The 18,996-nt window shown below is 62.8% G+C and carries 19 protein-coding genes; 1 reads left to right on the top strand and 18 read right to left on the bottom strand.

The window, feature by feature from the left end:
* Window positions 1-374: 374 nt before the first annotated feature.
* Window positions 375-1,634 (bottom strand): UDP-N-acetylglucosamine 1-carboxyvinyltransferase, encoded by a 1,260-nt coding sequence (murA, locus tag AC2ETI_RS26010; protein ID WP_020970048.1) that lies wholly within the window; start codon window positions 1,632-1,634, stop codon window positions 375-377.
* Between the two features lie 54 nt (window positions 1,635-1,688).
* Here murA and AC2ETI_RS26005 point away from each other — a divergent pair, with 54 nt between their 5' ends.
* Window positions 1,689-2,261: a cob(I)yrinic acid a,c-diamide adenosyltransferase gene (locus AC2ETI_RS26005; RefSeq protein WP_080910659.1), complete on the top strand. Its 573-nt coding sequence runs from the start codon at window positions 1,689-1,691 to the stop codon at window positions 2,259-2,261.
* Between the two features lie 10 nt (window positions 2,262-2,271).
* On the opposite strand, the gene AC2ETI_RS26000 is transcribed toward AC2ETI_RS26005, so the two are convergent.
* The 17 genes from AC2ETI_RS26000 to rho form a co-directional block, all read right to left on the bottom strand.
* On the bottom strand, window positions 2,272-2,694 hold the full coding sequence (locus AC2ETI_RS26000; RefSeq protein ID WP_029255703.1) for a DUF2550 domain-containing protein: 423 nt from the start codon (window positions 2,692-2,694) through the stop codon (window positions 2,272-2,274).
* A gap of 49 nt (window positions 2,695-2,743) precedes the next feature.
* Window positions 2,744-3,112, bottom strand: coding sequence for a F0F1 ATP synthase subunit epsilon (locus AC2ETI_RS25995; RefSeq protein WP_019749170.1), 369 nt, complete (start codon window positions 3,110-3,112; stop codon window positions 2,744-2,746).
* 6 nt (window positions 3,113-3,118) lie between these two features.
* Window positions 3,119-4,570 carry a F0F1 ATP synthase subunit beta gene (atpD, locus tag AC2ETI_RS25990; RefSeq protein ID WP_003941349.1) on the bottom strand — a complete coding sequence of 484 codons (1,452 nt, stop codon included), beginning with the start codon at window positions 4,568-4,570 and terminating at the stop codon, window positions 3,119-3,121.
* Window positions 4,571-4,573: 3 nt separating this feature from the next.
* Window positions 4,574-5,557 carry a F0F1 ATP synthase subunit gamma gene (locus tag AC2ETI_RS25985; protein ID WP_003941320.1) on the bottom strand — a complete coding sequence of 328 codons (984 nt, stop codon included), beginning with the start codon at window positions 5,555-5,557 and terminating at the stop codon, window positions 4,574-4,576.
* Between the two features lie 48 nt (window positions 5,558-5,605).
* The gene (gene atpA / locus AC2ETI_RS25980; protein ID WP_019749171.1) at window positions 5,606-7,249 is read right to left on the bottom strand and encodes a F0F1 ATP synthase subunit alpha; all 1,644 of its coding nucleotides are present in this window, start codon (window positions 7,247-7,249) and stop codon (window positions 5,606-5,608) included.
* Window positions 7,250-7,311: 62 nt separating this feature from the next.
* Entirely contained in the window at window positions 7,312-8,136 is an 825-nt protein-coding gene (locus tag AC2ETI_RS25975) for a F0F1 ATP synthase subunit delta (RefSeq protein WP_003941304.1), read from the bottom strand.
* A 5-nt stretch (window positions 8,137-8,141) separates the two neighbouring features.
* Window positions 8,142-8,702: a F0F1 ATP synthase subunit B gene (locus tag AC2ETI_RS25970; protein ID WP_003941337.1), complete on the bottom strand. Its 561-nt coding sequence runs from the start codon at window positions 8,700-8,702 to the stop codon at window positions 8,142-8,144.
* A gap of 7 nt (window positions 8,703-8,709) precedes the next feature.
* The gene (locus AC2ETI_RS25965; protein WP_003941327.1) at window positions 8,710-8,952 is read right to left on the bottom strand and encodes an ATP synthase F0 subunit C; all 243 of its coding nucleotides are present in this window, start codon (window positions 8,950-8,952) and stop codon (window positions 8,710-8,712) included.
* An 83-nt stretch (window positions 8,953-9,035) separates the two neighbouring features.
* Entirely contained in the window at window positions 9,036-9,863 is an 828-nt protein-coding gene (gene atpB / locus AC2ETI_RS25960) for a F0F1 ATP synthase subunit A (RefSeq protein WP_020970049.1), read from the bottom strand.
* A 280-nt stretch (window positions 9,864-10,143) separates the two neighbouring features.
* The gene (locus AC2ETI_RS25955) at window positions 10,144-10,614 is read right to left on the bottom strand and encodes a Cg1360 family ATP-synthase-associated protein (protein ID WP_019749175.1); all 471 of its coding nucleotides are present in this window, start codon (window positions 10,612-10,614) and stop codon (window positions 10,144-10,146) included.
* A 32-nt stretch (window positions 10,615-10,646) separates the two neighbouring features.
* Window positions 10,647-11,834: a glycosyltransferase family 4 protein gene (locus tag AC2ETI_RS25950; protein WP_080945689.1), complete on the bottom strand. Its 1,188-nt coding sequence runs from the start codon at window positions 11,832-11,834 to the stop codon at window positions 10,647-10,649.
* Window positions 11,831-13,156, bottom strand: coding sequence for a serine hydroxymethyltransferase (locus AC2ETI_RS25945; RefSeq protein ID WP_483634611.1), 1,326 nt, complete (start codon window positions 13,154-13,156; stop codon window positions 11,831-11,833). Before AC2ETI_RS25945 ends, AC2ETI_RS25950 begins: the two co-directional genes overlap by 4 nt.
* A gap of 2 nt (window positions 13,157-13,158) precedes the next feature.
* Window positions 13,159-13,821, bottom strand: coding sequence for an L-threonylcarbamoyladenylate synthase (locus AC2ETI_RS25940; RefSeq protein ID WP_003941345.1), 663 nt, complete (start codon window positions 13,819-13,821; stop codon window positions 13,159-13,161).
* Complete coding sequence (gene prmC / locus AC2ETI_RS25935; protein ID WP_483634610.1) at window positions 13,818-14,750, bottom strand: peptide chain release factor N(5)-glutamine methyltransferase; 933 nt, start codon at window positions 14,748-14,750, stop codon at window positions 13,818-13,820. Before prmC ends, AC2ETI_RS25940 begins: the two co-directional genes overlap by 4 nt.
* A gap of 77 nt (window positions 14,751-14,827) precedes the next feature.
* On the bottom strand, window positions 14,828-15,907 hold the full coding sequence (prfA, locus tag AC2ETI_RS25930) for a peptide chain release factor 1 (RefSeq protein WP_003941341.1): 1,080 nt from the start codon (window positions 15,905-15,907) through the stop codon (window positions 14,828-14,830).
* Between the two features lie 146 nt (window positions 15,908-16,053).
* Window positions 16,054-16,290 (bottom strand): 50S ribosomal protein L31, encoded by a 237-nt coding sequence (gene rpmE, locus AC2ETI_RS25925; RefSeq protein WP_483634609.1) that lies wholly within the window; start codon window positions 16,288-16,290, stop codon window positions 16,054-16,056.
* A 225-nt stretch (window positions 16,291-16,515) separates the two neighbouring features.
* Complete coding sequence (gene rho, locus AC2ETI_RS25920; protein ID WP_047889191.1) at window positions 16,516-18,654, bottom strand: transcription termination factor Rho; 2,139 nt, start codon at window positions 18,652-18,654, stop codon at window positions 16,516-16,518.
* Window positions 18,655-18,996: the final 342 nt, after the last annotated feature.

The raw sequence follows: 18,996 nt of genomic DNA, 5'->3' as shown, positions 1-18,996 counted from the left end.
GTTCTCAAAGAACACGCACACACCATCACCACGACCCTATGGCCGCCGCTCCGGGGCAACTTTTCCAGCCTATCCCATCATGATCATCGGCGCAAACCGCTGAACATTCGGGGAAGAACCGGGGGTGAAGCACAACCATACACGATGGAAACTACTTCGAAATTTGGTCAGGCACTTCGTACAACCTCGTGTCACTCGCCGTGAAGGCGGGAGTCGGTGTCCGTGTGGCTCTGACTTGGAATAAGTTACGCGAACCTTCAATCAATTCACAAATCGCCTGGTCACAACACCGATTCACTAGCCAAGGCCAGGTCAGACAGTTGAGCCTTTCCGCCAATCGCGAATAGGCCCGAGTGTGACGCCGAGCACCGAACCTATTCGGAGCTCACCCTCTCGATCACTCCCCCGAGTCCACGGAGATTCTCGACGAATCGCGGGTACCCACGGTCGATGTGGAAGATGTCGTGGACTTCGGTGGTTCCGTCCGCGACCAACCCGGCAAGCACGAGCCCGGCGCCTGCCCGAATGTCCGAAGACCACACCGGCGCACTCGACAGCACTGGAACTCCGCGGATCACAGCATGGTGACCGTCGGTACGAGCGTCGGCGCCGAGTCGGATCATTTCCTCGACAAATCGGAAACGCGATTCGAATACGTTCTCGGTGATCATCGACGTGCCCTCGGCAACCGCCGCCAAACCGATTGCCATCGGCTGCAGGTCGGTCGGGAATCCGGGGTAAGGCAATGTCGCGAAATTGACTGCTTTGGGCCGTTCACGCTGGATGACACGGAAACCGTCTACCTCGGGAGTCACCTCCGCGCCGGCTGTCCGAAGCTTGTCGAGGACCAACCCGAGATGCTTGTGGTTCACCCCGCGAACTCGGACGTCACCCCTGGTCATGGAGGCAGCGACACCCCATGTTGCGGCAACGATCCGGTCACCGATGACGCGGTGCGTAGTCGGTTCCAACTTGCGGACGCCTTGAATGGTGAGCGTCGAACTTCCGCCGCCCGATACCTTGGCGCCCATTTCGTTGAGCATGTTGCAGAGATCCACGATCTCGGGCTCACGTGCAGCGTTGTCGATCACCGTTTCACCTCGGGCGAGCACTGCTGCCATCAAGATGTTCTCGGTTGCACCCACAGACGGGAAGACCAGGCGAATGTTCGCGCCGTGAAGGTCGTCTGCCTCGGCAACGACACATCCGTGTTCGATTTCGCTACGCGCGCCCAACAGGCGGAGCCCGGATTGGTGCATGTCGAGTGGCCTCGAACCGATCGCATCGCCGCCAGGAAGTGCGACAACAGCGCGTCGACAACGCGCGACCAGCGGACCAAGCACACACACCGACGCCCGAAACTGCTTGACCGCGTCAAAATCAGCGTGATATTTCGGCTCGGCCGGCGTCGTGATCCGCACTTCGGAGTCTTCGAGTTCGACCTCGCAGCCCAGCCCTCGCAAGACGTCCGCCATCAGCGGCACGTCGAGAATGTCCGGGCAGTTGGTCACCACAGTGGTGCCTTCGGCCAACAGCGCAGCGGCCATCAGCTTCAACACACTGTTCTTGGCCCCTCCCACCAGTACTTCACCTTCGAGGCGGTTACCCCCGGTCACAAGAAAGTGCTCACTCACGGTTCACAGCCTAGAGCCACAACCTCGTCGGCACCGCGCCGGTACCGTAGCCCTATGTCTGTTCACCTGACGAAGATCTACACCCGGACCGGCGACGACGGGACCACCGGCCTCAGTGATTTTTCGCGAGTCTCCAAGAACGATCCGCGTCTGATCGCCTACGCGGATTGCGACGAGACCAACGCGGCGATCGGTGTGGCCGTTGCCCTCGGCACACCCCCGGAGAATCTGCTCGCGATGCTGCGCCAGATCCAGAACGACCTCTTCGACGCGGGGGCCGACCTGTCCACCCCCATCGTCGAGAACCCGAAGTACCCACCGCTGCGAGTGACTCAGGCCTATGTCGATCGACTCGAAGGATGGTGCGATGAGCTCAATGAGCAACTGGCACCGTTGAATTCGTTCATTCTGCCCGGCGGAACTGCCCTGGGCGCCCTGCTTCACGTAGCAAGAACCGTCTCGCGGCGTGCGGAGCGTGCGGCCTGGTCCGCCATCGATGCGAACCCGGAAGACACCAGCGTCCTCCCCGCGAAATATCTCAACAGATTGTCGGATCTGCTCTTCATCATGGGAAGAGTGGCAAATCCTGAAGGCGATGTGCTCTGGAAGCCCGGCGCCGGGGCTTGAGCGGGACCGGTCAGGCGGTGCGTCGCCTACGGGCGCGCCCGTCCGGCCGCGATTCGACCCAGGACAGGAAAGCTGTCAATGCTCCACTGTCCAAGGCGATTTCGTAGGCCGACGATCCGTCGTTGACCTTGACCACGACGATATCGTCGCTCATGATGTCGAATTCGGTACCTGAGGGAGAGCGACGGCTCTCGACCTCGATTCCTTGACGATCAATCCTGGAGTCCGGGCCCGGCCGCAGACTCGACAGTTTGAAAAAGACGAAGGTGCTTTCGCCGTAGCGAATGATTCCGTGACGCCACCCGCTGTCCCCCGGGGATGGCAGAACACGAAGCAGTGCAGCGGTACCGCCGCGACGTAGAACCAGCAGACGATACAGAAAAGCCGCGACGAGAACCGCGAGCAACACAACCAGAATGATCAACACAGTCATTCCGAATGTCACTGTTCGTCGGCTCCCGTCGCGGCTTTACTCGAGTAACTTACGCGCGCTCGACGGCCCGGAGCTGACCCTTGGCGACCGCAATCGCTTCGAGGTCGCCCGAATTCTCGGCCAAGACAGCCTTGGCTGCCTCGACGTCGATGTCCTGTGCCATGTCCGCGGACTCGGCAAGAATCGTCACCGTCGTCGCAGTGACGGAGAGGAACCCTCCGTGTACTGCAGCAACGATACGCTCGCCGTCGACCGGGGTGATCGACACGGTTCCGCCCTCGATCAGCTGGCCGAGGACCGGCTCATGCCCGGGCATGATGCCGATTTCGCCCTCGGTGGTCTGAGCGCTGACCAGCGTCGCCGAACCAGACCACAAGCGCTGCTCGACGGCAACGAGTTCTACGGTCATCTCAGCCATCGTGGACTACTTCCCGGCCATCTTCTTGGCTGCAGCTTCGACGTCGTCGAGTCCACCGCAGCTGTTGAATGCCTGCTCGGGCAGGTGATCGAACTCGCCCTTGCAGACGCGGTCGAAGGCTTCGATCGTGTCGCGGAGCGGCACGACGGAGCCGGGCTCACCGGTGAACTTCTCGGCAACGATGAAGTTCTGGCCGAGGAACTTCTGGATACGACGGGCGCGGCCGACGAGGACCTTGTCCTCTTCCTGAAGCTCGTCCATACCGAGGATCGCGATGATGTCCTGCAGTTCCTTGTACTTCTGCAGGATGCGCTTGACCTCGTTGGCAACGCGGAAGTGCTCGGCACCGACGATGCCGGGCTCCAGGATGCGGGAGGTCGAGCTCAGCGGATCCACAGCGGGGTAGATACCCATCTGCGAAATCGGGCGCGAGAGCTCGGTGGTGGCATCGAGGTGCGCGAACGTAGTAGCCGGCGCGGGGTCGGTGTAGTCGTCGGCGGGCACGTAAATAGCCTGCAGCGAGGTGATCGAGCGACCGCGGGTCGAGGTGATGCGCTCCTGGAGCTCACCCATCTCGTCCGCCAGCGTGGGCTGGTAGCCCACTGCCGAAGGCATACGGCCGAGGAGGGTGGAAACCTCGGAACCTGCCTGCGTGAAGCGGAAGATGTTGTCGATGAACAGCAGGACGTCCTGGCCCTGAACGTCGCGGAAGTACTCCGCCATCGTCAGTGCGGACAGGGCGACGCGCATACGCGTTCCGGGCGGCTCATCCATCTGGCCGAAGACAAGGGCGGTGTCCTGGAGGACGCCCATCTCTTCCATTTCCAGGTGGAGGTCGGTGCCCTCACGGGTACGCTCACCGACGCCTGCGAACACCGAGGTGCCCGAGAACTCGCGAGCGATACGCGTGATCATTTCCTGGATCAGAACGGTCTTGCCGACGCCGGCGCCACCGAACAGGCCGATCTTTCCACCCTTGACGTACGGGGTGAGAAGGTCGATGACCTTGATGCCGGTCTCGAGGATCTCGGTCTTACCTTCGAGCTGATCGAAGGCTGGTGGCTTGCGGTGGATGCCCCACTGCTCGCCGTCGCGGCCGAGGCCGGGGGTGTCGAGGCAATCGCCCAGGGCGTTGAACACGTGGCCCTTGACGACGTCACCGACGGGAACCGAGATCGGCTTGCCCGAGTCGGTCACTGCAGTGCCGCGGACGAGGCCGTCGGTGGGCTGCATGGAGACGGTGCGGACCAGGTTGTCACCGAGGTGCTGTGCAACCTCGAGCGTCAGCGTCTTGGCGACCGAGGGAAGCGTGATCTCGGCGTTCAGGGCGTTGAACAGTTCAGGAACAGCGCCACGCGGGAATTCAACGTCCACGACGGGACCGATGACCCGCACGACGCGGCCGGCTACGGCCGAAGCCGAACCTGCCCCGTTGTTTTCGGTTACTGCTGCGGTCATGTGCTAGTCACTTCCTGCGCTCGAGGCGAGCGCGTTGGCGCCGCCGACGATCTCGCTGATTTCCTGGGTGATCTGGGCCTGGCGAGCCTGGTTGGCCTGGCGGCTCAACGTGTTCACCAGTTCGTTTGCGTTGTCCGTCGCGGCCTTCATGGCGGTACGACGGGCTGCCGACTCCGATGCCGCAGCATCGAGAAGCGACGAGAAGATACGAGTGCTGACGTACTTCGGGAGAAGAGCACCGAGAAGCTTCTCGGGCTCGGGCTCGAAGCTGAAGTCCGCGACGGGGCCATTGTCATGGTCGTCGTCGTGGCCGTTGGTCAGCATGTCGTCACCGAGTTCGATGCGCTCTTCCGACACGAAGACCTCGAGAGGAGCCATACGGCGAACCTCGGGAGTCTGCGTCAGCATCGACACGAAGCGGGTGTAGACGATATGGAGTTCGTCGACGCCCTCGATCGTGCCTTCACCGTTCGGAGCGGCAACCTGGTTACCCGAACCAGCCATGAACAGCTCCACCAGGTGGCGGCTGGCCTTCGCTGCATCCGAGTAACCCGGATCCTGCGAGAAGCCCGTCCACGCAGCACCGATGTCGCGGCCGCGGAACGTGTAGTAGCCGAGTCCCTTGGAACCGAGCACGTACACGACCGGCTCCTTGCCCTCGCTGCGGAGGAGAGCCATGAGCTCTTCTGCCTGCTTGAGGACGTTGGAGTTGTAGCCACCACACATGCCGCGGTCACTGGTGACAACGAGGACCGCAGCCCGCTTGGGCTCCGGGCGCTCGTTGAGCAACGGGTGATCGAGCGAAGCAGACGCACTCGCCAATTCGGTGAGTACCTTCGTGATCTCCTCGGCATACGGCTTGGACGCGGCGACGCGAATCTGAGCCTTGGTGATACGCGAAGTCGCGATCAGTTCCTGTGCCTTGGTGATCTTCTTGGTCGAGTTGACCGACTTGATACGAGACCGCAATTCGAGAATGCTCGCCATCGATCAATCACTCTCCCTTCGGAATTCGCAGTGTCATGGGCGCGTACGTCACTTGCTGACGGTCTTGCGCTTGACGTTGATCTGCTCGTTCTCGACCTCGTCGGCGCCCAAAGCGTCAGCCTCGGCCTCGTTCACGACCCGGCTTCCGTCGGATGCGATGAAGCCTTCCTTGAACTTGTTCGTTGCAGCGATCAGCGCAGCAGCGTTGTCGGCATCGAGTGCCTTACCGCCGTTGATGCTGGAGTAGACGCCAGCAGCCGAGTGCTTGAGGTCTTCGAGCAGTTCCTTCTCGAAGCGACGGACGTCACCGATCGGAACGCTGTCGAAGATGCCTTCGCCGGCGAGGTAGATCGAGACGATCTGGTCCTCGACAGGGATCGGGCTGTACTGATCCTGCTTGAGCAGCTCGACCAGACGGGCACCGCGCTCGAGCTGAGCCTTGGAGGCAGCGTCGAGGTCGGATGCGAAAGCGGAGAACGCTTCGAGCTCACGGAACTGAGCCAGTTCCAGACGCAGCGAACCGGAAACCTTCTTCATGCCCTTGGTCTGTGCAGCGCCACCGACGCGGGAGACCGAGATACCGACGTTGATCGCGGGGCGAACGCCCTTGTTGAACAGGTCGGACTCGAGGAACACCTGACCGTCGGTGATGGAGATGACGTTGGTCGGGATGTACGCCGAGACGTCGTTCGCCTTGGTCTCGATGATCGGCAGAGCCGTCAGCGAGCCACCGCCGAGTGCGTCGGACAGCTTCGCCGAACGCTCCAGCAGACGGGAGTGCAAGTAGAAGACGTCACCGGGGTAAGCCTCGCGTCCCGGCGGGCGACGCAGCAGCAGCGAGATGGCGCGGTACGCCTCTGCCTGCTTGGTCAGGTCGTCGAACACGACCAGAACGTGCTTGCCCTGGTACATCCAGTGCTGGCCGATGGCCGAGCCGGTGTACGGTGCGAGCCACTTGAAGCCTGCGGAATCAGAGGCCGGAGCAGCAACGATGGTGGTGTACTCCATCGCGCCCTTCTCCTCGAGGGCAGCCTTGACGCCCGCGATGGTGGAACCCTTCTGACCGATGGCAACGTAGATGCAGCGCACCTGCTTGTTGACATCGCCGGAATCCCAGTTGGCCTTCTGGTTCAGGATGGCGTCGATGCAGACCGCGGTCTTGCCGGTCTTGCGGTCGCCGATGATGAGCTGGCGCTGGCCGCGGCCGATCGGCGTCATGGCGTCGATAGCCTTGATACCGGTCTGGAGCGGCTCTTCGACCGGCTGGCGCTCGAGCACCGAAGCGGCCTGGAGCTCGAGTGCACGGTTCTCGGTGCTCTCGATCTCGCCGAGGCCGTCGATGGGCGCACCCAGCGGGTCGATGACGCGGCCGAGGAAAGCATCGCCGACGGGAACCGACAGAACGTCGCCCGTGCGCTTTACTTCCTGGCCTTCTTGAATGTTCTGGTAATCGCCAAGGATGACGGCACCGATTTCGGTGGCATCCAGGTTGAGCGCGACGCCGACGATTCCACCGGGGAACTCCAACAGCTCGTTGGACATAGCCGAAGGCAGGCCAGAGACGTGCGCAATGCCGTCACTGGTGTCGGTCACTGTGCCGACCTCCTCACGGGAGGCCTCCGGGGAGTAGCTCGCGGTGTAGTTGTCGATCGCGCTACGGATCTCGTCGGAGGAGATCGTCAGCTCCGCCATGTTTTTCCTGCTCTCGGTGTCTGGTCTTCGAAAAGATCTGGAGTATGTGTTCGGCTGAAGGACTACTTGAGGTTCTTCCGCAGTGCTGCGAGTCGACCCGCTGCGCTGCCGTCGATAACCTCGTCGCCCACCCGGACGACCAAGCCGCTGAGGAGTTCTGGATCAACCTCGACGTGTACTGCTACCGGCTTCCCGTAGGTGCGGGTAAGAGTGCTGGCCAAGCGATCCGACTGCTCCGAGCTCAACGCCGAGGCGCTGCGAACGTGAGCAACGGTGGTATCGCGCTGCGCTGCGGCAAGATTCGACAGCTGATCGAAAGTGTCTGCGGGTGCAGACTTCAACCGGCCGACGGCCTGTCCGGCGAGTGCCTCGGTGACCGCAGTGACCTTGCCGTAGAGCAAGCGGGAGAGGAACTCACGCTTGCGGGCTGCGGGAACCGACAGATCCGAGAGCGTCTGCTCCAGGCTGGGATCCCCTGCCACGATGCGACCGAGACGGAAGAGCTCGTCCTCAACGGTGTCCAACTGGCTCTGATCGGCTGCGGCGCGGAGCAGAGCTTCGCGTCCGAGCAGTTCGAGCGAGTTGACCAAGTCGCGGGCCGCAGACCAGTCCTGGCCTGCAGCTGCCTTCACGGTGGCGAGCGCCTCGGCGCCGACCTTTCCGGAGAACAACTGCTCTGCCAAAGCCTGGCGACCAGCGGCCGGTGCCGAAGCGTCAGCCAGCGCGCTGCGAAGAGCGCGCTGGCCGTCGAGTACCTCGACCACCGAGAAGAGCTCGGACCCAGCCTGAGCAGAAGCAGCAGTTGCCGCTCCTGCAGAGACGGCGCCCAGGGCACTGCTCAGCGCAGAACGAGTCTGCGCCAAGGCTTCACGGCTCGCTGCGTACATGTTGCTCACTTCCTGGCTGAATCAGCGCTGACGGTGTCGAGCTCGTTGAGGAAACGATCAACCGTTCCGGCGCGCTTCACGTCGTCGGCGAGAGACTCCCCGATGACCTTCTCGGCCAGGTCTACAGCGGTCTTGCCGAGATCCGAGCGGAGCTCAGCGACGATCTGCTGACGCTGGGCGACGAGCTGGCTGTGGCCTGCGGCCACGATGCGGTCGCTCTCGTCCTGCGCCTGAACCTTCATGTCAGCGATGATCTGCTGACCCTGGGTACGCGCTTCCTCACGGATCTGCGCTGCCTCGGTACGAGCTTCGGCGAGCTGCGCGCGGTACTGCTCGAGCGCTGCTGCTGCCTCCGCCTGTGCGTCTTCGGCTTTCTTGATGCCGCCCTCGATCTGCTCGGTGCGTTCGGCCAAGACCTTCTGGAACTTCGGAAGAACGAGCTTCCAGAAGACGAAACCAACTACTACGAGCGCGACCGCGGACCACACGATGTCGTATGTCTCGGGAATGAGGGGATTGTGTTCAGTCGTCCCCTCCGCCGCGAGAATTGCGATGGTGGCTGCCATGTCGGTCTTAGAAGATGAAGCCGGCGACGAGGCCGATCAGCGCGAGGGCCTCGGTGAATGCAATACCGAGGAACATGGTGGTACGAACCTGGCCGGCCATCTCGGGCTGGCGGACCATGCCTTCGATTGCCTTGCCCACAACGATGCCCACGCCGATGCCGGGGCCGATTGCTGCGAGGCCGTAGCCGATGGCTCCGTAGCCGCGCGACTTGGTCTCGACAACTTCCTGAGCGAGGTAAGCGATGCTCATGGTGTTCCATTCCCTTTCTGTTGACCTCCGCCGGATTCGGCAAGAGGCTCAGTTCTTGGTGTAGCTGGTGAGGAGGTAAAAGGTCAGTGCTCGTCGGCGTGGAGCGCCAGATCGATGTACACCGCGGTCAGCAACGCGAACACGTAAGCCTGCAGGAAGATGACCAGCAGCTCGAAGAACGTGAATGCGATACCGGCGATGATCGACGGAACGCCGAAGATCGCCTGGAATCCGCCGGACACGAAGAAGAAGTAGTTCGTCGCGCTGAAGAACAGCACCAGCAGGATGTGGCCGGCCAACATGTTGGCCATGAGACGAACCATCAGCGTGAACGGGCGCAGGATGAAGGTCGAGATGAACTCGATGGGCACCAACAAGAAGTGCAGGGGCAGCGGAACGCCGGGAACGACGATGCTGCTCTTGACGTACTTGAAGAAGCCGTACTTCTTGATTCCGACGTAGTTGAACACGATGTAGGCGAGCGCCGCGAGTACCAGGGGCATACCGATTCGTGCGTTCGGCGAGATGTTCAGGAAAGGAATGATGCTGGCCAGGTTGCTGGCGACCACGATGAAGAAGATCGTCGTGATGACCGGCAGGAAGCGCTTGCCCTGTTCCTTGCCCAGGATCTCCTCGGCGATGTTGATACGAACGAAGTCGAGCGCAAGCTCAGCGGCGTTCTGCATCCCACGGGGAACCAATCGAGGGCTGCGCATCGCGATCACGAAGAAGGCTGCGACCAGCACCGACATCAGCAGACGAATCAGCATCAGACGGTCGAGCTCGAAGGGGCCCGCGTGAATCAACACGGAGGGCGGGAAAAAATCGTCTAGTGACGGCGCATGGAATTCATCCGCGGCCAGGGTGGTGACGCTCAGCGTTCTCTCCCGTAGTCGGTCCGCAGCCATCATTGACTGCGGTTCGATCGGACATTGACGATCTACAAGTCGACAAGTTCGACTCGCGCATTCGTCAGCAGCTGGAGAACCCCAGAGGGGCCTGGCGTCTGTCGGTGTCGGCGACTCTCGTCGACTCAGTGGTCAGAATTTCGACCACCTGCGAGCACATGGCATCGTCGGCTGAGTGTTACTCGGCCCACCATTGCTCTCGCTTGAACCGAACCTTATCAAGTCATCTACGACATTGTGTAGATGGGGTACCTGGAAGTCCGATTAGTTACCTCTTGTAGTACTACTCGTCGTCGTCGACGTTGCTGCTGGGAGTGGGATCGACGTACGGAGTTTTGGTTCCGAGAACGCCGTATGTCTCCGCACCGAGCACGACGACCAGCGACATGATGATGACCAGGACGAGAGCGGTCTTGTTGTAGAAATCCATGTCCGAGAGGACAAAGAGAACAACCATCGCGAGAATCATCTTCAGCAGCCACGTGCCGAGAAGAACTGCACCGGCCGTGAGCGCAGGCAACTTCGCTGTGAGCAGCACGCCCAGCGCCGTGAACAGGATGAACCCGCCGCCGACGGCTGCGCCGATCAAAGCGCCGTAGACGCCTTCCTTGCCGGCGAAGAGCCCGCCCAGGAGCGCGCCGACCACGGCCAGCGCGATCAGCCCCATCACACCCCACTTCACGGCCGACTTCATGGCGGCGGTCGAATCAGGGATGGGTTGCGAGGCAGGTACAGGCTGCGGCGTGTTCGTCACGATGCCCAAGGGTAATGGATCGGGAAACTTGGCTAGCGACGCTGTTGCTTGCGATCGATCAGGGACGGCACCGCGGTGAAGAACAAGGCGATGACCAACCCGGCCGCAACCAGAACGACAACCAGCTGTCGATTGAGCAGCGAGGATCCGACGGCGCCGAAAGCCAGAACGCTGACCCACAGGTAGATGACCAGCACAACCCGTCGGTGCGTGTGTCCGATTTGCAGGAGGCGATGATGCAGGTGCATCTTGTCCGGACTGAACGGACTGACGCCCGCTTTCGTCCGGCGGATCACGGCCAGGAGCATGTCCAGCATGGGGATGAACATCACAGCTCCGACCAGCAACAACGGCGCGAGAAGGCCGACGAGGTCGCGGGTTCCGTAGGCAGTGAGCGGAATACGACCGGATGCACTGGTGGAGATCGCGGCAAGCATGAGACCGATCAACATCGACCCGGAATCGCCCATGAAAATGCGCGCTGGATTGAAGTTGTGCGGAAGAAAACCGAGACAAGCGCCTGCCAAGGCCGCCGCGATCATCGCCGGCGGGTAGACACTCGCGTCGCCGCCCTGATCGTGGAGCAGACCGATCGAGAAGATGAGGATCGCCAACGCCGCGATGAGGCCCAAACCGGCGGCCAATCCGTCGAGACCGTCGACGAAGTTCATCGCGTTGATAGTCGCCACGGCGATAGCCACCGTGAACAGTCCCGATTGAATCTGATCGAGGATGATCGTGGACCCACCGTTACCACCGAAAGGGTTGTAGATGATGAACCAACTGACGCCCATCACCACGAGAACTCCGGCAGCAGTCACCTGACCCACGAACTTGGTGAGAGCGTCGAGGCCCCACCTGTCGTCGATCACGCCTACGAGGACGATGACGGCGCCCGCTACGAGCGCAGCGTGTACATCTGGACTACCGAAGCCGAAACCTCTTGTGAGCGCCGGTAATTGCTGCGCGAACAGCAGACCGACAACCATGCCGATATACATTCCGACGCCACCGAGGCGCGGAATCGGCTCGACGTGAACGTCCCGATCACGCGGTATGGCGACGGCGCCGAACCGCAGCGCCAACAACCGGACTGCGCCAGTCGCCAGGTATGTCACTACCGCCGCCGTACACAGCACGAGCAACAGTTCACGGATGGGCACACCCGCTCCCCCGCCGCCCTGTGCCAGATATGTGGTCGCCTCGTACGAAGTGATCACTGCGCGAGATCACCCGTCTGGCGGGGATAGGCAGGTTTTGCCCGTACCAGTTCGCGAACGCCGTCGGCAACTGATGCCAACTCGGCCTCCCCTGACGTGGTGGCTGGATCCGCGACAACTGCGCGCGCGATCAACTCCCCCACGACGCTCATGTCGGACGTGTTGAACCCCTGTGTCGTCACGGCCGCGGATCCGACGCGGATTCCGGACGTGACGGCCGGCGACTGCGGATCGAACGGAATCGCGTTCTTGTTGAGCGTGATCGAAGCCAGTCCGCACCTACGCTCGGCGTCGACTCCGGTGACACCGCTTGCGCGCAGATCGAGAAGCGCCAGATGCGTGTCGGTTCCACCGGAAACGGTGCGCAGGCCGCGAGCTTCCAACGACTGCGCGAGCGCCGACGCATTGGCAACCACTTCCTGTGCATACCAACGATATTCCGGCGTCGACGCTTCTTTGAAGGCAACCGCCTTCGCAGCGATCGCATGCATCATCGGGCCGCCTTGAATGAAGGGGAACACCGCGCGATCGACAGCAGAGGCATGCTCGCTGCGGCACAAGATCATTCCGCCGCGCGGGCCTCTGAGGACCTTGTGCGTCGTCGCGGAGACCACGTCGGCATACGGAACACACGACGGTATCGCCCGGCCTGCCACGAGTCCGATGAAGTGGGCGGCATCGACCCACAGGAAAGCACCGACCTCGTCCGCGATCGACCGGAAGGCTGCGAAGTCGATGGTTCGGGAGTACGCGGTCGCGCCGGCGACGATGATTTTCGGCTTGTGCGCCAGAGCCAGGGTGCGAACCTCGTCGTAGTCGATCAATTCGGTGGCCGAATCGACGTGATAGGGAACGGTGGTGAACCACTGCCCCGAAAAGCTGACCCGAGACCCGTGAGTCAGATGCCCACCGTGCGGCAAACTCATCGCCAATACGGTGTCGCCGGGCTTGGCGAATGCGGCGTACACCGCGAGATTCGCGGTGGCCCCCGAATGCGGCTGGACGTTGACGTGCTCGGCGCCGAACAGTGCCTTTGCCCGGTCGATCGCCAGATTCTCGGCTACGTCGACGTACTCGCACCCGCCGTAGTAACGCCGACCCGGATAGCCCTCGGCGTACTTGTTGCTCAGGGTCGAACCCAAGGCAGCCAGTACCGAGGGGCTGGTGAAGTTCTCGCTCGCGATGAGTTGAAGCCCGCCGCGCTGACGCTCGAGTTCGGCCAGCGCAACAGCCGCGATCTCGGGGTCCGCCGTGGCAAGCTCACCGAAATCCGGTCCCCAATACGTGGATTCCCCCGCGCGCTCGCCGCCGGCGCCGACCATCGTTACGAAACTCCCTCTACGAGGCTTTCCGGACTGGTGCCCAATACCTCGGCGATGGATTCTGCCGAGACGGCACCCACTCGCAAGATACGCGGTGAATTGCCGGTCAGGTCGACGATCGTGGAAGCAACGGCGTGTTCGGCCTTGCCTCCGTCGAGATACACGCTGGCAGATCCGCCGAGCTGATCTCGGGCTTCCTCGACGGTAGTTGCCGGCGGACGCCCCGAAATGTTGGCGCTCGAGACGGCAAGCGGTCCGACATCGCGCAACAGTTCGAGGGCAACCGGGTGCAGCGGCATGCGGAGCATGACGGTTCCGCGGGTATCACCGAGGTCCCAGGCAAGTGAAGGCGCCTGCTCGACGACCAAGCTCAGTCCGCCGGGCCAGAACGCGCGGATCAGATCCCGCGCCTGGGGGCGCACGCTGTAGACGAGCCCGTCGATGGTGTTCCACGATCCGACCAGTACCGGGACGGGCATGTCTCGCCCGCGTCCCTTGGCGCGCAACAGACTCGTGACAGCTTCGCTGTCGAACGCGTCCGCGGCGAGTCCGTAAAGGGTGTCGGTAGGGAGAACTACGAGTCGGCCGGCCTTGAGCGCGTTCTTCGCGGCGGCCAAGCCTGCGGTTCGGGAATCTGTCTGACTGCAGTCGTACACGGTGCTCACTCAGCCATCCTTTCACTCTGCACTTCGGGCGTTCGATTCCGCTGCGCTTCCACGTCGGTGGCGACACGTCTGGCGACGACGAAACGCGGACGACCGGCAAGATCGGGATGCTGTGCAACGTCGCCGAACACCCGACGCGCCGAGAACAGCGCAGCGACGCCGTCGCCGTTGGTGTCGTCGTGCTCGATGCCTGCCGCGCCGCCGATTCGAAGCCACCTCGCGATGTTGCTGATCATGGGTTTGATGACGGACAGACCGTCGGCGCCACCGAACAACGCGGTGTGCGGGTCGTAATCCATGACCTCAGGCTGCAATTGCGCGCCTTCGGGGATGTACGGCGGATTGGACACGACCAGATCGACGCCGCCCTCGAGCCCTGGCAACAGGTTCCGATCGGTGACATCACCCTGATGCAGATGGATCGGTGTATCACCGGCGGCCTCGCGGTCGGCAGCATTACGACGCGCCCACGCCAACGCGGCGGGCTCTTTCTCCACGGCGTGAACGACGGCGTCTGGACGGGCCTCGGCGATGGACAGCGCGAGTACACCCGATCCCGTGCACAGGTCCAGAACTACCGGCGGCTTACTTCCGCAACCTTCGAGGAACGAGAGCGCCCAACCCATGAGCAATTCGGTTTCGGGCCGCGGAATGAAGACACCCGGACCGACAGCGACGTCGATGTTGCCCATCGATGCGACTCCGATGATGTGCTGCAACGGAATCCGCTTCACGCGTTGCGCAACCAACTCGTCGAACGCCGCGATGACCTCGGGATCGACCAACGGAATCAGCCCGAGACGCGTGCGTTCGACGCCGAGCAGGTGGGATGCCAACAACTCGGCGTCGGTGCGTGGGTTGGGCACACCTGCGGCGTCGAGCTGTTTTGCAGCTTCGATCAGCGCCAAACGAAGTGGAAGTCGACTCACGGGTACAGCCTGCCACGCTCAACCGACACGCGGTTCACCGAGTTCCCGGCGGGACGGAGGTCAGTCATGGTCTGCATCTACTCGGCCGCGAGACGCGCCTCTCGGTCCGCCTTGCCCAATGCGTCGAGAAGTGCGTCGAGCTCACCGTCGAGCACTGCGTCGAGGTTGTGCGACTTGAATCCGATGCGGTGATCGGTGATGCGGTTCTCAGGGAAGTTGTAGGTGCGGATGCGCTCCGAACGGTCCACCGTCCGAACCTGACTCTGGCGACCTGCCGACGCTTCTGCGTCCGCGGCTTCCTCGGCGACTACCTGCAAACGGGCTGCAAGCACCTGCATGGCACGCGCCTTGTTCTGGAGCTGCGAGCGCTCGTTCTGGCAGGTGACGACGATGCCGGTCGGAAGGTGCGTGATTCGAACCGCGGAGTCGGTGGTGTTGACGCCCTGACCGCCCTTGCCGGACGAACGGTAGACGTCGATACGCAGGTCACTCTCGTCGATCTGGACTTGCTCGACCTCTTCGGGCTCCGGGTAGACCAGAACGCCGGCGGCCGAAGTGTGAACGCGTCCCTGGGATTCGGTGACGGGCACTCGCTGGACGCGGTGAACCCCGCCCTCGAACTTCAGCCGCGCCCACACTCCGTCCGGGGTGTCTGACTTGCTCTTGATCGACAGCGTTGCTTCCTTGTATCCGCCGAGATCGGAGACCGTCGCGTCGAGGATCTCGACGCGCCAGCCGTGCCGTTCCGCGTAGCGGACGTACATGCGGGCCAGGTCCGAGGCGAAGAGCGCGGATTCTTCGCCGCCCTCACCGGACTTCACTTCGAGGACGATGTCGTCGCCGTCATGCGGATCACGCGGCGCCAACTGATCGGTCAGCGTCTGCTCGAGCTGCGCGACCTCGGCTTCGAGATCGGGGATCTCGGCGGCGAAGCTGGAATCGTCGGCGGCGAGTTCGCGCGCAGCTTCCAGATCGTCCTGCGCAGCCGTGAGCTTGTTGTACGTCGACATGATCGGCGAGAGCTCGGAGAACCGCTTACCGACGCGCCTGGCAGCGGCAGGGTCGTTGTGCAGCGCCGGATCGGACATCTGCGCTTCGAGACCGGCGTGCTCCGCCAAGATGTCGTCGATGGCCGAGGGCTGGGTTGCGCCTGCCATGGTTCGCTCCGCTCTGAGTTTCGATTCCTACGGTGCGCGCTTGAAGGTATTTCGACGCCGGGACCCGGGAAACGCGCAAACCGAGTGCAGGCACAAAAAAGCCGACGCCCGATCTGCGCATGGCAGATCGGGCGTCGGCGGAACAGCTAGGACTCGGTGGCCGGGACCTTGCTGTCTGCGCGCTTGCCGTAGCGAGCCTCGAAGCGAGCGACGCGTCCACCGGTGTCGAGAATCTTCTGCTTGCCCGTGTAGAACGGGTGGCACTGCGAGCAAACCTCGACGTTGATGCGTCCGGACTCCTTGGTGCTGTGGGTCTCGAACGTGTTACCGCAACCGCAGACGACGGTGGTCGCTACGTAGGATGGGTGGATTCCTGCCTTCATGGTGTCCCTTTCAATGGTCGCCGGGTCGACGTCGCCAATCGACATCGTGAACCGGAACCGGACTCGGCCGTTCAGTATGCCAGATGCGGTACCTCACCAGATAATCCGCGTCTCGCACGCCTCGGGGTGGCTGTACGAAGTTGTCAACGCACTGCCCCTCGGTTTTGTTCCGCCCACGCAAAAGGCCCACAACCAGCTGGTTGTGGGCCTTTGACGTCGAGTCGATCAGTCGTCGATCGCACCCGGTGCGGTCTTGGAGACCTGCATCAGGAACTCGAGGTTGTTCTTGCTCTTCTTCAGTCGATCGATCAGCAGATCGATGGCCTGATGCGAGTCCAGTCCGGACAGGACGCGGCGGAGCTTGTGCAGCACAGCAGCTTCGTCCGGGCTCAGGAGCAGCTCGTCCTTACGCGTGCTGGACGGGTTGACGTCCACGGCCGGGAACACGCGGCGTTCGGCGATCTTGCGATCGAGCTTGAGCTCGGCGTTGCCGGTGCCCTTGAACTCTTCGAAGATCACCGTGTCGCCGGTGGATCCGGTCTCGACCATCGCGGTGGCGATGATGGTGAGCGATCCGCCGTTCTCGATGTTGCGGGCAGCGCCGAGGAAACGCTTCGGCGGGTAGAGCGCCGTCGAGTCGACACCACCGGAGAGGATGCGTCCGGACGCAGGCGAGGAGTTGTTGTACGCACGACCCAGACGCGTGATGGAGTCGAGCAGTACGACGACGTCCTTACCCATCTCGACCAGGCGCTTCGCACGCTCGATTGCCAGCTCGGCAACTGCGGTGTGATCTCCCGGCGGGCGGTCGAAGGTGGAGGAAATGACCTCACCCTTCACGCTGCGCTGCATGTCGGTCACTTCCTCGGGACGCTCGTCCACGAGGATGACCATCAGGTAGCACTCAGGATTGTTGGTGGCGACGGCATTCGCGATCGCCTGCAACACGCTGGTCTTACCGGCCTTGGGCGGGCTCACGATGAGGGCGCGCTGGCCCTTACCGATGGGCATCACCAGGTCGATGACACGCGTGGTGAGAATGTGCTGCTCGGTCTCGAGGCGCAGACGCTGGTTCGGGTACAGCGGCGTGAGCTTGTTGAACTCGGGGCGCTTCTTCGCGGCCTCGACGTCGCCGCCGTTGACCGTGTCGATGCGGACCAGCGGGTTGAACTTCTGACGCTGGCTGCCCTGCTCACCGTCACGCGAGACGCGGACGGCACCGGTGATGGCGTCGCCACGGCGAAGGCCGTTCTTGCGGATCAGGTTCATGGAGACGTAGACGTCGTTGGGGCCGGCGAGGTACCCGGACGTACGCACGAAGGCGTAATTGTCGAGCACGTCGAGGATGCCGGCGACCGGCTGAAGGACGTCGTCCTCGCGGATTTCGGTCTCACGCGAATCGTTGGGTGCGCCACCCTCACCGCGGTCGCGACCACGGCCACGGCGCTCGCGGAAACGGCGTCCGCGGCGTCCGCGTCCACCCTCTTCGTCGTCGTCCGGTCCGTTGTTGCGGTTGTCCGTACGCGGACCGGCGTTGTTCTGGCCGGCGTTGTTCTGATTGCCGCGATCCTGACGGTCCTGGCGATCCTGGCGATCCTGGTTACCCCGGTTGCCCTGGTTCTCGCGCTGGCCCTGGTTATCTCGCTGGCCCTGATTGTCCCGGTTGCGCTCGCGGCGGGGACGCTCGTTGCCCTGCTCGGCGGGAGCCTGATCAGCGTCGGACTTGCCCTCGGTGCGCGCAGGACGCTCGACCGGAGCCTCAGCCTTGGCGGTCTCGGTGACCTTCGAGGTATCGACAGCCTTCGAGGTGTCCGCGTCGGACTTTGCCGAAGGAGTGTCCTGCTCGATGCTCAGTTCACCCTGGTCGGGTGAACCTGCACGACGAGCGGCGCCGCGACGCTGACGTCCACGACGGGGTGCGCTCTGATCGGAATCCTCGGCGGATTCGGTACGCGCAGGCGCTGCCTCGGCAGGAGCGGATTCTGCCGCGGGAGCCGTTTCGGCTGCGGGGGTTTCGGTGCGTGCGGCGCGGGCGCTCTTGGCACGAGTGCGCGCAACGGGTGCGTCGTCGAGAGTGAGTTCGCTCTGTGCGGGTGCAGCCTTTGCGCTGCCGCCCTGGCGCTCCTTGATGGCTGCGATCAGGTCGCCCTTGCGCATGCCGGAAGTGCCTTTGATGCCCAGTTCACCCGCAAGAGTGCGGAGTTCGGTGAGCACCATGCCGGAGAGTCCGGCACCACGGCGCGTCTCGGCACGCTTCGTGGAGGTCGCCACCGCACCGTTCGATGCTGAAGATGACGCCTGAGAATTGTCGCCTGATTCCGACCCGGCGGGTGCAGAAGTGGCGATGAGGTCCGTATCGGTCACGGAGGTCCTTTCCTTCCCTCACTCGCACTGCGCAAAGTCGAGGGTTCGTCCCGCAGTTCGATTGAATACCGAACTCGGTGGTGCCGTACGTGGTTGCTGTCCAGAACTGCCGGCTTGTCCGCCGTCACATGATTGTCGGAAACTCTCGCCTCAAACTTTTCATGCGCTCGCAAACCTGCCCAACGCGCCTTCGTCGACGATTCACTCCCCCGTGTGTTGAACCCCAGAGATATGGAACCTCTGAGTGTTCGATCCGCGGAGGATTCAAACCTTCGGAGAAGGTACAAGCGTGAGGATCATGCCTGCGAGAATCATGCCAAGGACTGTGGACCCCGATTGGGA

The organism is Rhodococcus sp. MurmanLake-1, assembly GCF_056945715.1.
Note: the sequence above shows the minus strand (reverse complement) of the source record. Positions and strands in the feature narration are given on the sequence as shown.